The organism is Microbacterium sp., from assembly GCF_035554235.1.
In the GTDB taxonomy this organism is placed as follows: Bacteria; Actinomycetota; Actinomycetes; order Actinomycetales; family Microbacteriaceae; genus Microbacterium.
This window is the reverse complement of sequence record NZ_DATMIO010000042.1, coordinates 1-15,453: the sequence shown is the minus strand read 5'-3', so window position 1 is coordinate 15,453 and position 15,453 is coordinate 1. Positions and strand designations below refer to the sequence as shown.

Genomic DNA, 15,453 nt, shown 5'->3' with positions numbered 1-15,453 from the left:
CACCGGCGGTCGCCGTCGCGAGGTTCGAGAATCCGGTGGCCGTCTCACCCGTGTCAAGGCGGCAGTCCGCCGCAGGCGACTCGGTGTCGAACGCGCCCGGATCGGCCGCGACGGTGACGGTGTAGGTGTGCGTCGTTGCAGCCGGCAGCGGCACGTTGGCGCTCACCGCAGTGTCTGACTGGCCATCCCAGCTTGGCGACACCGCCGCGCTCGAGGAGGCGACCTCGGCCGCGACGATCGATACGCCGGCGGCGAACTGCAACTCGTCGTCCAGCGAGTACCGCGTCGAGTATGTGGCGTCGGGGTTGGTGACTGCGACGTCGTACACGATGGTCCACACGCCGTTGGCATCCACAGTGGTGGAGATCACCCGCTTCGAGATCACCGGCGTGGGCAGCGGCAGCGCGTTGGTGCATGCCGTCGCCGAGTCGAGCTCGGTCGAACTCGTCCCTGCCCGCAGGCTCACGAGGTTCGCGTAGCCGCCGGTTCCCGCGGGCGGGCAGGTCAGCGCCGAGATGCCGGCCGCTCCGGCCTGCTCGGCGTCGAGCACCAGCGCGATTGTGAACACCCTCGTCGTCGGCGTCGCCGCGGACCCCGCGGAGATGCGGTCGGGCCCACTCAGCAACGCGGTATCGGTCGACCCGTTGAAGGTCGGGCTCACCGGGGCGCCGGTCGGACCGGTCACCGTTGCCTGATCGACCGTGACGCCGGCGGGGATGTTCAACACATCGTCGAGCGTGTACGCGAGTTCGGCGGGGTTCGCGTTCGTCACCGTCACGGTGTACTCGACGCCCCACCGTGCATCGGAGAGCTGGGTCGCCGGAGTGACCGTCTTGTCGACGGTCGGCTCGGCCGGAGCCGCGCACGCCTCCGCGGCGGCCGTGCGGCCGTCGGTGGTCGCGAGGGACGCACGGTTCGCAAAGCCGCCGGCAAGTCCCGCAGCGCAGGTGCCCGCAGGCGTGCCACCGGTCGTGCCCGCGTTCGCTACGACGGTCAACTGGTAGGTGTGCTGGCTGTTCGCCGGGATGCTCGCGCCAGAGGCGATCGGCCCGGAACCCGCCCACGCGGCCGGCGTCACGCCCGCCGGTGCGGACGTCACCGCCGCGCTCACCACGGAGATACCCGCGCCGAACGCCAGCGCGTCACTGAGGGTGTATGTCGCAGCGGCCGTCGGACTGACGTTCGTCACCGACACCGAGTACACGGTCGTCCAGGTGCCGTCGTCGTTCTGCACTGAGGAGGTGACCGACTTGGCCAGCAACGGCGCGAACTGCGTGGTCACGGTCGCACACGACTGGCTGGTCGGTGTGAGCCCGCTCACACAACTGCTCGGCGCACTCGCCGCATACGCGGTGTTGGTCAGCACATCGCCGACCGCACCGGCACCGACGGTGACCTGGTAGGTCAGCGTGAGCACCGAGCCCGCGGCAAGCGCACCCGACCAGCTCAACAGACCACCGGCCGGATCCGCCACTGCCGTCGAGGCACCACCGTCGACGCTCGCCTCGGCGGAACCGCCGACGAAGGTCGCATCATCGAGCACACCAGACAGGTCATCGACCAGTCGAGCCGGGTTCCCGACCGTGTAGTCCGCAGTGCCGCTGTTGGTCAGCGCCACCGAGTAGGTCACCACGTCGCCGGCGCGCACGCCGGCGACGGCGGCATCGCTCGACTTGGCGACCGTCAGCCGCAGCAGCTGGTCGCTGTCCGTTCCCTGGGCCGACAACGTCGTGGTCGGCGACGCCGGATCCGGTGCCGAGACGCTGGCGGTGTTCACGACCGATCCCGTCGCCATCGACAGCACCTTCACCGTCACGGTCACGGAGGTCGTCGACCCGGGGCCGCCGGTGGCCACGTCACCGGTCGACGACGCGATGCCGGCTTGGCCCAGCGAGGCGAGGTTCCAGGTGAGCGTCTGCCCGACCACGGTCGCGGCCGGGCTCGTGCTCACCAGTTCGAGGCCGGCGGGCAGGGTGTCGGTCAGCGTCGCGTTCGCCACCGACTCGGCCACCAGCCGGTTCGCGACGGTGATCGTGTACGCGTAGGTCTCGCCGGGGCTGACCGCCGCCCTGCTGTCATCCTTGGTGACCGCCAGCTCCGGCCCGGTCACCACCAAAGCACAGCTGCTCGTGGTGTTGTTTGCGGCCACTGGATCGAACTTCGCGCTCTCCACCTCGCCGCCGACGCAGAGCGTGCCAGTGGCAGACGCGGTCGGACGCACGCGCAGCGGGATGGTCTCCGTCACATCCTTGGCGAGCTCGCGGGTGGTCGTGCCGTCGGCTTGCACGGGCCGGCAGACCACCTGGGTCGGGCCGGTCAGGGGTGACGCGGTGCACGACCATCCCGGCACAGCCAGCGACTCCACGTTCAGCTCGGCCGGCAGTGACAGCGTCACGATGCCGGCGGCAAGGGCCGAACCGCCCTTGTTGGTGACGGTGAAGGGCACGACACCGACGCGGTTGACCTGCAGCGGCAACCGGTTGGCGGTGAGGATCTCGAAGTCGGCCTCTTGCGTGGAGGCACAGACCCTCGGCGGCTCGGAGGGCACGATGGTCGCGGCCGACAGCGCGATCGAGTTGCAGGCGGTCTGATCGGCCGCGCCGCCCACGAGGGCGGCCTCGTAGGTGAACGTGCGCGACGTCGACGCGGCCAGGGAGGGAATCGTCACCCTGATGGCGCTGGCGCCAGACAACGGTGCGGCCCAGTTGCCCGTGGTCGCGCCAGAGTAGACCTCTGGCCGGGGCGGATTGGTGGACGTCGAGTACGCGAGCGTCATCCCGGTTGCGCTATCCGGGCTCAGGCTGGCCAGCGCTTCCTTCACCGTGCTGCCGCGCGGCGTACCCGCCGTGGAATTCGACGTGCCCGTGTCGTTCGGGTACGGCAGCACGTCGTAGGCCACGACGTTGCTCAGGTCGGTCTGACCGCTGTTCTTGATCGTCACGCGGTACTTGATCGAGGTGGCGGTCGGCGGGACTCCCACGGTGATGGCGGGGTCGGAGATCCACACGCAACCGTCGGCCTGCGCCGGGTCGGGCTGGCAGATCTCCTTGGTCACCGACAGCGCAGCGACACCCTGCAGACCAGAGGTACCGGTGCGGAGTGCGAAGGAATCCGTCGTGTTGCCGTCGGCATCGATGTCCGAGCTGGTCGTGGACTCGAGCACCTTGGTGGCCGTGTACGCCTCGGCGAGCGCGTTGGTCGCGTCGCCGACGAAGAAGTGCGCGGTCTGAGTACCCACCACCGCACTCAACGTCGGGGTGGTCTTCACCGTCAGCTGCGACAGGTTCACGCAGTTGGTGCCCGATCCGGTGCCGACACCCGCGACGGGTGCAGGCCACTGCACGACGACCGCGCTATAGGCGACACCGGCGTAGGTCACGGTCGTGTAGTTGAAGGTCGCACCAGGCACGCTCGCCAGTGAGGCGCCGTTGGGCAGGATGTTCCAGCCCGCCGGGGCCAAGAAGACGTACTGCGGAGTAATCGTCCTATCGGTGGCGAGGTTGCAGAACTGGCCGTTCGACGTCCACCGCACCTCGTCGCCCACTCGAGGCTCGAACGCGGGGTTGGTGACGTTGGTGCGCGTCAGCGCGACCGGGGCGCCGATCGTGTATGGCGTATTCGTGAACAGGTTGACAGTGTGCGTGTCCGGGCTCCCGGTCGCCGCCACCGTACCGAGGTCAGTGTTCGGGTAGGTCATGGTCGCGGCGACGGAGTTCGTGCGATCACCCGGCGCGGCACCCGCCAGCACCCGGAAGTAGAACGTCGTGCGGAAGGGGGTGCAGGCCGTGCCCGTCGCTGCCGCGTTGGGTCCAGCCAGCGTCGGGGACACCACCGTGGCGCTCGTGATCGTCCGCCCGGCCGGCGCGGCGAAGTCCGTGCCGGTCATGGTTCCGGTGGTGCCGTTGTCGAGGGTGTACGTGATCGTCGCAGCGAGCGTGGTCCTGATGTAGTACACCGGGATGCCGGCCTGGTTGAAGGTGTCCGTCACCGTCGCGACGCCGTCGACGTTCGCCTGGTTGCAGACGTCGACGACCCAGCTGCTCCCGTCGTACGTCGTGGCCTGGATGCCGTAGCTGACCGCGTTCGACGTCTTGTTCACGGACGCCTTCGCGAACGGCGTGACGTCGAACAGGGTGATTGTCTGCGAATCGGGGCTGCCGGTCGGAGTAAACGCGGGAACCGTCGGGAAGTCAGGGTAGGTGATGGTTGCGCTCGCGGTGTTGACGCGGGGTCCGGGCGCGGCGCCGGGCTGCACGTTGAAGAAGTAGCGGATCCAGAAGCGCGTGCTGGCAGTGCCGCTCGGCTCGACGTTCGGACCGGCCAATAGGGCTGACACCACGGTCGCCGCCACGATGCGCCGGCCCGCTGGCGCGGTGTAGGTCGTACCAGTGGCCTGACCCGTGGCTCCGTCATCGAGGGTGTAGCTGATGGTCGCCGCGGAACTCGTGCTGATGTTGTGCACCGGCATGCCGGGCTGGTCAAGGGCGTTGTCGATCACCGTCGCCACGCCCGGCTTGTTGCCCTGGTGATAGGTGTCCACATGCCAGTAGTGGCCCGTCGTGGGCGACGTGGTCGGAATCTTGATCGAGGATGCCGTGGCCGACTTGCCGAAGGTGCCCTTCATGAACGGCTGGCAATTGTCCACGGTGGTGTTCCGCGAGATGCTCGCCGGCGAGGTCGCCTTCACGGTGTCGTTCAGGTACGTGACGCTGCCAGTGCCGAGGAATGTCTCGGTCACGAAGCATCCAGCGCCGCTCGTGGGGTACGCCGAGCTCGGGAAGATGACCTTGAACGCACCGCTCTCGAGCCCGTACCACGCGTTCGGGCTCGCAGTGACGGTCACTGTGTGAGTCCCGGCGTCATAGGTGCCACCACTGCCGGGCACCCAAGCTGCCTTCGCCGGCAGCTGGACCGCGACTGACGCGGACTTGCTGCACAAGCTGTTGTACTGAGCTTTCAGCGTGCCATATCCGTTTCTCACCCAGCAGCCGGAGGTGGCGGCCATGTTCACCGTCATCTCGGTGTCCGTGTCGATCGCGCCCTGCGCAACGAACGCCATGGTCGGGGTCGGAATGATGCTGTCGTAGGTCGCGAGGTCCGTGCCGGTCACGGGCGCGGCATTGTCGGAGGTTACGGTGACCACCGGGTCGATGGGGAATCCGGGTGGGAAGAAGTTTCCCCAGCCCAGGGGGTTGCCATGCTGGCTGCCGGGCGTTCCGACGGGACCCTTGAGGAAGTACCGGAAGACGATGGTGCCGGTGGCACCCGACTCCACCGTTCCGAGGCTGACCGTGTAGCCCGCGGTCAGGCTGCCGGTGATTGGCGGAGCCGGACTGAACGGGGGGATCACGGCGGAACTCGACTCCTTGCGATGAATGCCGTAGTACGGGTCCAACGACGGCGCCGGGATCGACACGGTCATGTTGGTGCAGGGAGAGTCGCCGGTGCAGGTGTAAGAGACCCGCACCTGGTATTCGACGCTCGTCGACGTCAGCGGCACAACGCTCGTGATCGGAACCCCGTTGGCGTCGGTGATCGAAACCAGCAGGGAGGGCTGCCCCGCAGCAGCAGCAGCCAGCAGCCCCGGCTGCGCGAACGTTGAGTTCTGTGCGTCGGCAGCGCCACCTGTTGCCGGTGCCTGGGCGGTCAGGTCTGGTGCGGGCTCGGCCGGTTGCGCCGACTCGACCGACTGATTCTCCGCCGGCGGATCGATCGGCTCTGGAGCGGTGGCCGTCGCTTCCGCCGACGGGGCCGGCGCCTCGGTGGGAGGCGCGGTGGGCTCGTCCGCCGACGGTGTGGGATCCTGCGCCTGATCGACATCGGACACTGCCGGGGCATCAACCGCCAGAGCCGGGACAGCGGCCGTGCTCACGATCAGTCCGGCCAGCGCGATGGCGATCGCCGCGCGCAAGAGGCGGGAAGGGCCTCGATCGCTGATCAGATGCCGGAACAGGCCGGCACCGTCCCGATTGTCTTGGTTGAATCCGCGCTTGGTCCACGATCGCAACGCTGTCGCCCCCCGACGAAACTTGGTCATTAAGCCGCAGCTGAGAAGCGACGGACTTTTCGAGACTAGCCAAGAATCCCGGTCAGCGAGAACACCTTCTGGCACCGAACAACGGCGGTAGCGGAGCCCGGCACGCGTCGCGGACAGAGGAAATGGCGCCTTGTTCACCAAATTGCGCTAGATGGGGCGCGGGCTCGACGACCGCCCGGCGAATCCGGGCGGCTGCCCGAGGGCGCTCCGGTGAAGGAGGCGGCCTCGGGCAACCTGAACCCAGACGGTCGGTTGCTCAACGTTTCGGGTACGTGTGCGTGCCAAGCCGGGAGAAAACTGACGCCGATGATCGCCGGGGGTTGCGACAACCATAGTGGTTGACGCCTGTCATCCGAGCGAAACCGCGCCGAGCCGGTGAGCGGCTCCCCCCGAGGCGCCGCAGCTGGGGAGAACGGTTCTCGGGGGGAACCTGACCCGGCCGCGTACCCGCTCCTGGCGCGCGGGATTGGTGTCTGACTTGGGAGAGGCACCGACGCAGCACCGGGTCTTCGGCCACGGTACCGCAGCCGGCGCCGGGCACCGGGGTGGACACCCCTATGTCTCGCGGCGGAATCTTGGCTCACCGTGACAATCGCGCCGGCGCTGCGCCCCTCACCTGGGCTCGTGAACACCCCGCGGAGCTACGTGTACGTGCCCGGCGAAAGCGGCAGGCGCTTCGTGCCGAGGCATCCCATCACCCATCGGTCGAGCCGCTCGTATGCGGCGTCGCGCGCATCGGCACGCGAGAGGAAGACGTCGTGCAGGGCGCCGGCGATGCGCTCCACGGTGACCGATGAACCCAAGCGCAGCGCGGCGCGGGCGATATCGTCCACGACGAGCACGCTGTCGGCCCGGGTCAACTCGTCCGACCAGCGGGTCGGCGCTACCGACCTCGCCGAGAGCAGGGTGCAGATCGGCGCGTCGATCTGAAGACCGGCGGCGACGCGCGAGTGCCCCACGAGGATCGCATTCAGCCACGCCGTGTGCACGGCCATCGTCTGCTCGGGGCGCCAGTCGAGGTTGATATCGAGGTCGGCCCCGCGCGCGTCGCGCTGGGCGCGCGAGTAGAAGCCGAAATCGACCTGCGGGAGGGTGTCTAGCGGACGAAGCCGCGCCCGAAGGCCCACCATCGGCGCGACCGCGGCGCGCGTCATCGCGCTCAGCTGGAACTCGAGCCAGGGGCTGTTCAGGATGACGGCAGCCGCCGCACCCGGATGGCTCGATGCCCAGAGACTCAGCACCAGGCCACCCGTCGAGTGACCGACCAGCACGAGCCGCCGGTCCGACGGTGGCCCGTCGAGCGGGCGACCCATGGCGGCCAGCGCGGCGGCGATGTCTTCGTCGTAGGTCGCCAGATCGGTGATGTAGCCGGGTGTCTGCCCGGGCCGGAGGCTGCGGCCGTACTTGCGCAGGTCGAGAGCGTAGAAGTTCGCGCCGCGATCGGTCCAGTACTTCGCCAGGCCACGCTGAAAGAAGTAGTCCGACCAGCCGTGCACGTAGAGCACATCGACGTCCGCGAGCGCCGGCCGCGGCATCCGCCACCACTCGCGACGCGGGAGTGCCCGCACGATCGTCGCGACCACCTCGCCTTCGTGGTCGGTGCCGAGAGGCAGGGTCAGCTGCTCGAACGGCTCCCCCAACACGTCGGACTCCCACGCGGCGGTCTGGATCACGCCGTCAGCCTATCCAGGCCGTTGCCGGGCGTCGGCTACTCGCCTCGCGAGACCTGCACCATCTCGTCCCGGGGCACGACCTTGATGCGCGCCCGGCCATGTGGCTGCCCGAGCGCCACCTCGTGCAGGTCGAGCCGGTGCCAGCCGGCGAGGTCGGTCCACTTCACGCCGCGCTCGGCGAGCAGAGCCGGGATCGAGGCCTCGGACGGATCGGCGGGCTGCCACCACGAGCCCTGGTCGTTGATGATGTGCCGCACGGTCTCCATCGCGTCGGACTTCGTGTGCCCGATGAGGCCCACCGGGCCGCGCTTGATCCAGCCGGTCGCGTAGACGCCCGAGACCCGCTCGTTGGAGTCCTTGTGCAGCGCCTGGCCCTCGTGGTTCGGGATCACGCCGTGCCGCTCGTCGAACGGCACGCCCGGCAGCGGCGAGCCGAAGTAGCCCACGGCGCGGTAGATGGCCTGGATCGGCACCTCGCGAAGCTCTCCCGTGCCGACGACACCGCCCTCGCCGTCGGGGCGGGTGCGCTCGTACACGAACGAGGCGACGCGGCCGTCGGCATCCTTCTTCACCTCGACGGGCTTCGCCCAGAAGTGCAGATGCAGACGACGGGATGCCTCGCCCGCGGCGTTGTTCGCCGAGGGGCGCTTGCGCCACGACTGCAGCACCCGGTCGATGACCATGACCTGCTTGTTGCTGGCGATCGCGGCCTGCGACGCCTCGTCGTAGTCGAAGTCCTCGTCGTAGACCACCATGTCGACATCGTGAAGCTCGCCCAGCTCCCGCAGCTCGAGCGGAGTGAACTTCACCTGGGCGGGTCCACGACGGCCGAACACGTGCACGTCGGTGACGGGGCTCGCCTTGAGGCCGTCGTAGACGTTCGCCGGGATCTCGGTGGGCAACAGGTCGTCGGCGTGCTTGGCAAGCATGCGTGAGACGTCGAGGGCGACGTTGCCGTTGCCGATCACCGCGACCGACCGCGCCTCGAGCGGCCAAGTGCGCGGCACATCCGGGTGCCCGTCGAACCAGCTCACGAAGTCGGCGGCGCCATAGGACCCCTCGGCGTCGATGCCGGGGATGTCGAGATCCGTGTCGCGGATCGCACCGGTCGCGAAGATCACGGCGTTGTAGTGGTTCTTGAGGTCCTCGAGGGTGATGTCCTCGCCGAAGCGCACGTTGCCGAAGATGCGGATGTCGCCGCGGTCGAGCACTTCGCGGAGCGCCGTGACGATGCCCTTGATGCGGGGATGATCGGGCGCGACGCCATAGCGGACGAGACCGTAAGGGGCGGGAAGCCGCTCGAAGAGGTCGATGGAGACGTCGAACTTGCGCTCGGCCTTGAGCAGGATGTCGGCGGCATAGATGCCTGCCGGACCCGCGCCGACGATGGCCAACCTGAGCTTGGTCATGGTTTCTCTTTCTGGTGCGAGGCCCGTGGTTCAGCCGCTGCGATCCGAGATGGCATCCGCGAAGCGGGTCAGCGCGTCGCGCACCGGTCCTCGCGGCAGTCCGTCGATCGCCGCGACGGCATCCGCCGACCACTCGCGGGCGAGCGCGAGCGTGCGAGCGGTGGCATCGTCGTGGCGCAGCTGCTCGAGTTCCGTGTCGAGGATCTCGGGGTCCGCGCCCTCGGCGATCAGGGTCACACCCTTGTCGATGGCATCCCGGAGGGCGCGGGCGGCGGCATCCTCGCGCTGGCTGAGCAGCAGGTAGGGCATCGTCGGCACGCCGGCGCGCAGGTCGGTGCCGGGCACCTTGCCGGTGTCGTCGGGGTTCGGCGAGAGGTCGATGACGTCGTCGACGAGCTGGAAGGCCACGCCCACCTTCTCGCCGTATCGCGAGAGCGGCGCCTCGTACTCTTCGGGGGCGTTGGAGAAGATGATCCCGGCTTGCGCGGCCGCCGCGATGAGCGAGCCGGTCTTGTCGGCCAGCACGCCGATGTAGAAGTCGATCGGGTCATCGCCCGGCTGGGCGCCGACGGTCTCGTGCATCTGGCCGAGCACGAGACGCTCGAAGGTGTCGGCCTGCAGCCGGATGGCGCGGTCGCCGCGCTGGGCCATCAGCTGGCTCGCACGCGAGAAGAGCAGGTCGCCGGTCAGGATCGCGACGTTGTTGCCCCACACCGCATGGGCGCTGGGAACCCCGCGACGGCGGTCGGCGCCGTCCATGACGTCGTCGTGGTAAAGGCTTCCGAGGTGGGTCATCTCGAGCGCCTTCGCCGCGTCGATCACGGCCTCGGTGTTGCCATCGCCGAGCTGGGCGGCGAGCAGCGTCAGCATCGGGCGCACCCGCTTGCCGCCGGCCTCGTAGAGGTAGCGACTGGCCGAATCGGCGAGGGCGTCGGTGACCCGGAGGTCTCGCGCGAGGCCCTCTTCGACGAGGTCGAGCCCGGCCTCCACCTGGATCAGCAGGCGCTTGGCCTGCGGACCGACGAACGTGCGGTCGCTGAGGCCGAGTCTGCTCGCCAGCCGCGAGCCCGGCGCGGAGGGGCTCGGTGTCACCCCCTCAGCCTACAAGGGTGCCGGCCGCGGGCGCGTGCGGCGGTCGCAGGGTCGGCGACCGCGCGCGGCGACTCAGGGCGCGGGTTTCGTGGCGCGGTGCAGGGCGACGATGCCGAACGAGAGGTTGCGGTACGCGACATCCGCCCATCCCGCCTCGCGGATCCACGCCGCGAGCGTCGGCTGATTCGGCCAGTCGCGGATCGATTCGTTGAGGTACTCGTACGCCTCGGCGTTCGAGCTCATCGCCTTCGCCACCAGCGGCAGCACCCGGCTGTTGTAGAAGCGGTAGAGGCCGTTGAATGCCGGCGACGGCGGGTGTGAGAACTCGCACACGACCAGCCGGCCGCCCGGCTTCGTGACCCGGAGCAGTTCGCCGAGCGCCGTGCGAGGCTCGCGAACATTGCGCAGACCGAACGACATCGTGACGGTGTCGAACGACGCGTCGTCGAACGGCAGGTTCGCGGCATCCGCTTCGGCGAACGTGAGATTCGGGATGCCGCCGTGCCGGCGTCGTCCTTCCGCGATCATGCCCGGCGAGAAGTCGGCGGCGACGACGTCGGCGCCGCTGCGGGCGAGCGAGACGGATGACGCGCCCGTGCCGGCGGCGAGATCGAGGATCTGCTGCCCGGGGCGGGGGGCGACCGCGCGCGTCGTGGCGGCGCGCCAGAGCTGGTCGTTGCCGATGCTGAGCACGGTGTTCGTGCGATCGTAATTCTTCGCGACCTGGTCGAACATGCCGCTCACGCGCGCCGGATCCTTGCCGAGGTCGGCGCGGTTGGGCTCGTGGGGATCGTGCGGGCTCACGGCTCGAGTCTAGGCGGGGGCGCGTCAGCAAGCCGGGGGTGTGGGGCGGAGCCCCACAAAGGGGCGCGCGTGGTCGACCGCGGGAACTTCGGGTTCGCGCGGGAGCGCTGCCAGCACCCCGAACCAGTGCGCCGCGGTCGCGGCGTCGAAGGGCGCCTCGTGCGCGGTGACCCTGCGCTCGAGGTCGACGGCGAGCTTCTCGAGGCGCTCGACGATGTCGAGGGGGTAGCCGTAGGCGGCCCGGTGCTCGTCCCATTCGTCCCGGTCGTCGATGTAGACCCCGCGGTGCGCGTGGTCGACGACGTCGAGGTCCATGTCGATCCCGGTCGGCTCGCCCTCCTCCGACCACCGCACGTCCCATGCGATGTCGATGTACACGCGGGTCGAGTGGGGCGGGGCGTTCATCGTGAGGGCGTAGTCGCCGCTCGGGGGAAGCAGCGTGACATCGGGGTGGTCGATCACGACGTCACGCCCGGGGCGCGAGCTGTGGGAGCCGGCGGGCTGCCCGAACCAGTCGCCCCAGTCGTCCGAGCCGAGGTAGTAGCAGTCGTGCCGCCAGTGCGGCGAGCCGTCCCATTTGCGCCAGCGGAAGGTCATCCGGGTGCCCGGCGCGGGGCGCTGCGGGTCTGCGGTCATTCTCCGAGTCTAGGCTGGGGGTGTGACCGTGCCCGTTCCCGCTGACGTGCCTCGGCTGCGGGTCACGACCCGCGAGATCGACTCCGTCGACGACGTGCTGGCCTACGCCGACCCCGCCTCTCCCCTCTGCTGGATGCGCCGCAGCGACGGCATCGCGGGGATCGGCAACGCGACGACGATCGCCATGAACGGCTCACACCCTGAAGGCGAGCGGATGCCGCGCGCCGCGCGATTCGCGGAGGCCTGGCGGGCCGTGTCCGCGGCGGCAGTGGTCGACGACGCGGTGCGGCTGCCGGGCACCGGGCTCGTCGCCTTCGGCGCCCTCAGCTTCGATGACCGCTCGGCGCGCGAGAGCGTGCTGACGGTGCCGCGGGTTCTCGTGGGCCGCCGCGCGGGGCGGTCGTGGATCACGCGGATCGAGGCGGGCGGGGACCCGCCCGCCGGCGAGCCGATCGCCTACGGACCCTACTGGTCGGCGACGCTCGGCCCCGGGGCGCAGCCGCCGGCCGGCTACGAGGAGTCGGTGCGCGCAGGCCTCGACGCGATCGCGGCCGGCGAGGTCGGCAAGGTCGTGCTGGCGCGCGACCTCGTCGGAACGGTCCCGGCCGGCGCAGACCTCCGCCGCCTCGCCCGCGCCCTCGCGATCGGCTACCCCGACTGCTGGACGTTCGCGGTCGACGGCATCATCGGCGCGAGCCCCGAGACCCTGGTCACGGTGTCGGGCGGAACCGTCACCGCCCGTGTGCTCGCCGGCACCGCGCCCCGAGGTGCCGACGCCGACGCCGACGTCGCGGCATCCCTCGCCCTCGCGACCAGCGCGAAGGACCAGGACGAGCACCTCTACGCCGTGCAGAGCGTGCTCGCCTCGCTGCGCCCGCACACGAGCGCCCTCGCCGTGAGCGAGCAGCCCTTCACGCTCAAGCTGCCGAACGTCTTCCACCTCGCGACGGATGTCGAGGGCGAGCTTTCGGGTGGGGCCTCGGCCCTCGACCTGGTCGGCGCGCTGCATCCGACCGCGGCGGTGGCCGGTTCGCCGACGGATGCCGCGATCGAGGTCATCCGCCGGCTCGAGCCCTTCGACCGCGGTCGCTACGCGGGCCCGGTCGGCTGGGTGGACGGCAATGGCGACGGCGAGTGGGCGATCGCACTGCGCTGCGCGCAGTTCGGCGCCGAGCCTTCGCGACGCTTCGCCGAGTACTCCGACACGATCCCCGTCACCGCCCATGCGGGCGCGGGCATCGTGGCGGGCAGCGACCCGGAGACCGAACTGCTCGAGACCAGGGTGAAGTTCCGGCCCATCGTCGACGCGCTCGCCTGAGCCATCCGCTCGCCTGAGCCATCCCCCGTCGCGGTCGACGCCGTCGGCCAACGACGAACTTCGGAGAATGTCACGTACTTCGGAGCCCGCTCCGGGGCTGCGGCCCGAACTTCGCGACATTCTCCGAAGTAGGTGACGGCCGTCAGGCGGCGCGTCGGGGGCTCAGGATGCCGCGAGCCGGGCCTTCTCGGCGGCGACGTCGAAGTCGGCGGCCGGCCACTGCGGATCGATGCCCTCGAGCGCGTCGAGCAGCAAGCCCTGCACCGCGAGGCGCGCATACCACTTGCGGTTCGCCGGCACCACGTGCCAGGGCGCCGCGGCGGTGGACGTGCGGTCGAAGACGACTTGATATGCGCCCATGTAGTCATCCCACAGCTCACGCTCATCGACGTCGCCCGGGTTGTACTTCCAGTGCTTGTCGGGCCGGTCGAGCCGCTCCTGCAGCCGCGCCTTCTGCTCGTCCTTGGAGATGTGCAGCATCACCTTGACGATCCGGATGCCGCGGCCCGCGACATCCGCCTCGAAGTCGTTGATCGCGCCGTAGCGTCGCTCGATCTCGTCCGCGGGCGCGAGGGAGCGCACGCGGCCGATCAGCACGTCCTCGTAGTGCGAGCGATCGAAGACCCCGAGCTTGCCCGGCGGGGGCAGCTGCTTCTGGATGCGCCAGAGGAAGTCGTGGGCGAGCTCCTCGTCGGTCGGCTTCTTGAACGCCGCGATCTGCACGCCCTGCGGATCGACCGCCCCGACGACGTGTCTCAGGATGCCGCCCTTGCCCGCGGTGTCCATCGCCTGGATGACGAGCAGCACGGCGTCGGTCGCCGAGCCGCCGATCGCCGCGGCGTGAAGCCGCTCCTGCAGGGGATCGAGCAGATCCGACCCGACCCGCAGATCGGCCTCGCCGTCGGCCTTCTTGCCCGAATAGCCCGGCGTGGACTCGGGATCGAGGTCGGCGAGGCGGAACCCGGCGCCGACGCGCAGGGCGTCTGAGGGATGAACGGTCCAGGAGGTCGCGTCGTCGTGACTCATGGTGCCATTCTGACTCGCTCAGCGCGCGAGCGGCACCTCGATCAGCTGCCGTCCGCCGACGGGCACGGTGAGCGCCTGATCGAGCGCCGCCCGGGTCGTCACGCGCAGGTAGTCCCATCCGAAAGCGAGGGCGAGGTGCTCGAGCCGCGCGGTGTGGGGGGTGTAGAGCACGCGGTCCATGTCGCTCGGCGACGCCACGGCGGCCACCTCGAGCCCGTCGAAGATCGTGCCGCCGCCGTCGTTGCCGACGATCACCTGCAGGCGGGGCTCCTCTTCCCCGGCCGGCAGCGCGAGCGCGCCGAGGTCGTGCAGGAACGCCAGGTCGCCGAGCAGCACGCGCGTCACCCCGGGCGCGCCCCCGGCCTGGCTCGCGAGCGCGATGCCCGTCGCCGTGGCGATCGTGCCGTCGATGCCGGCCAGCCCGCGGTTCGCGTGCACCGGCACCTTCTTGCCCGGCAGCACGTCGTCGGCCACGCGCACCAGTCGCGACGACCCGAACATCAGCCGATCGTGCGGCCAGGTCGCGCGCCAGACGGCGTCGGCGAGGCCCGCCCGATCGAGCGGACGACGCACCGCCGCGAGCTCGGCCGCGACCGCGGCGAGGCGCTCGCTCGACTCCGTGGAGGCGAGGGCCGCGGTGTCGGGCGCGGGCGGGTCGAGATCGATGGATGCTGCGGCCGACGCCTGCAGCCACGCCCCGAGCCACGCGCGGTCGGCCTCACCCGTCGCGACGCGCACGGTGTCTGCGGCGATCGTGGCGCCGTTCAGGTTGAGGGGCTCGCCCGGCCCGCGGAGGGCGACGACCTCGACCTCGGGGCGCGACAGCACGGCGGTCACCTCGCGGCTCAGGGTGGGGTGGCCCCACACCACGGCCCGCTCGACCCGGCCGCCGAGTCCGGGATCGGACAGCAGGCGACGGTAGCCGCGCACGGCCTGCCGGCCGAAGCGGGCGCCGCTCACGATCTCGGCGACGAGCGGCCACCCGCCCTCGAACGCGAGGGCCTCGGCATCCACCCCCGCATCGGCTCCGGCGACGACGATCGTTCTCGGGCCGCGCTCGAGCACATAGGGCTCATCTTCCGGCTCGGCGGGAAGGTCGGCGGCCCCGATGCCTCCGCCGCCCTGGTACAGCGCCCCCGACGCAATGTCCTCGTCGGCCTCGGGCGCGTGGTCGTCCGGTGTGCGGATGCCGCCTGGCGGGGCGTCCGGGGCCGGGGCGTCGTGGGCCGGGGGTCGCCCGAACCAGGCCGGGAGCTCGCCGGCGAGCGGCTCGCGGAAGGGCAGGTTCAGGTGCACAGGACCCGCCGAGCGAGTGCCGGCGCCGCGCGCCGCCCCGAACGCCTCGGCGGCGAGCGCCCGCAGCATCGCGGTGGATGCGGTGTCGCCGATGTCGTCGGGCTCCTCGGGGACCGGGAGGTCGGCCTCCCAGCGCACGCTCGGCGAGAACATGCCCGGCTG

Annotated in this window: 9 protein-coding genes; 1 reads left to right on the top strand and 8 read right to left on the bottom strand. The window is 70.3% G+C overall.

Features of this window, described 5'->3' with window-relative positions; genetic code table 11:
• The 6 genes from VNT50_RS02095 to VNT50_RS02070 form a co-directional block, all read right to left on the bottom strand.
• On the bottom strand, nt 1-5,827 hold a 5,827-nt coding region (locus tag VNT50_RS02095), incomplete at its 3' end, for a beta strand repeat-containing protein (RefSeq protein WP_325483452.1).
• Between the two features lie 851 nt (nt 5,828-6,678).
• A complete protein-coding gene (locus tag VNT50_RS02090; protein ID WP_325483451.1) occupies nt 6,679-7,710 on the bottom strand; it encodes an alpha/beta hydrolase in 1,032 nt (343 codons plus the stop codon).
• A gap of 35 nt (nt 7,711-7,745) precedes the next feature.
• The gene (locus VNT50_RS02085) at nt 7,746-9,119 is read right to left on the bottom strand and encodes an FAD-dependent oxidoreductase (protein ID WP_325483450.1); all 1,374 of its coding nucleotides are present in this window, start codon (nt 9,117-9,119) and stop codon (nt 7,746-7,748) included.
• A gap of 30 nt (nt 9,120-9,149) precedes the next feature.
• On the bottom strand, nt 9,150-10,211 hold the full coding sequence (locus VNT50_RS02080; protein WP_325483449.1) for a polyprenyl synthetase family protein: 1,062 nt from the start codon (nt 10,209-10,211) through the stop codon (nt 9,150-9,152).
• A 72-nt stretch (nt 10,212-10,283) separates the two neighbouring features.
• Nucleotides 10,284-11,015, bottom strand: coding sequence for a demethylmenaquinone methyltransferase (locus VNT50_RS02075; RefSeq protein ID WP_325483448.1), 732 nt, complete (start codon nt 11,013-11,015; stop codon nt 10,284-10,286).
• A gap of 24 nt (nt 11,016-11,039) precedes the next feature.
• Complete coding sequence (locus VNT50_RS02070; RefSeq protein ID WP_325483447.1) at nt 11,040-11,651, bottom strand: DUF402 domain-containing protein; 612 nt, start codon at nt 11,649-11,651, stop codon at nt 11,040-11,042.
• A 22-nt stretch (nt 11,652-11,673) separates the two neighbouring features.
• On the opposite strand from VNT50_RS02070, the gene VNT50_RS02065 reads away from it, so the two are divergent.
• Entirely contained in the window at nt 11,674-12,969 is a 1,296-nt protein-coding gene (locus VNT50_RS02065; protein ID WP_325483446.1) for an isochorismate synthase, read from the top strand.
• 162 nt (nt 12,970-13,131) lie between these two features.
• Here the strand turns inward: VNT50_RS02065 and VNT50_RS02060 are convergent, their stop codons facing one another.
• The gene (locus tag VNT50_RS02060) at nt 13,132-13,995 is read right to left on the bottom strand and encodes a PPK2 family polyphosphate kinase (RefSeq protein ID WP_325483445.1); all 864 of its coding nucleotides are present in this window, start codon (nt 13,993-13,995) and stop codon (nt 13,132-13,134) included.
• Between the two features lie 18 nt (nt 13,996-14,013).
• A partial coding sequence (locus tag VNT50_RS02055; protein WP_325483444.1) for a 2-succinyl-5-enolpyruvyl-6-hydroxy-3-cyclohexene-1-carboxylate synthase occupies nt 14,014-15,453 on the bottom strand: 1,440 nt, incomplete at its 5' end.

Bases quoted from the DNA above. Each gene is read 5' to 3' on its own strand.
- VNT50_RS02085 (WP_325483450.1), bottom strand. From the start codon at position 9,119: ATGACCAAGCTCAGGTTGGCCATCGTCGGCGCGGGTCCGGCAGGCATC.
- VNT50_RS02060 (WP_325483445.1), bottom strand. From the start codon at position 13,995: ATGAGTCACGACGACGCGACCTCCTGGACCGTTCATCCCTCAGACGCC.
- VNT50_RS02070 (WP_325483447.1), bottom strand. From the start codon at position 11,651: ATGACCGCAGACCCGCAGCGCCCCGCGCCGGGCACCCGGATGACCTTC.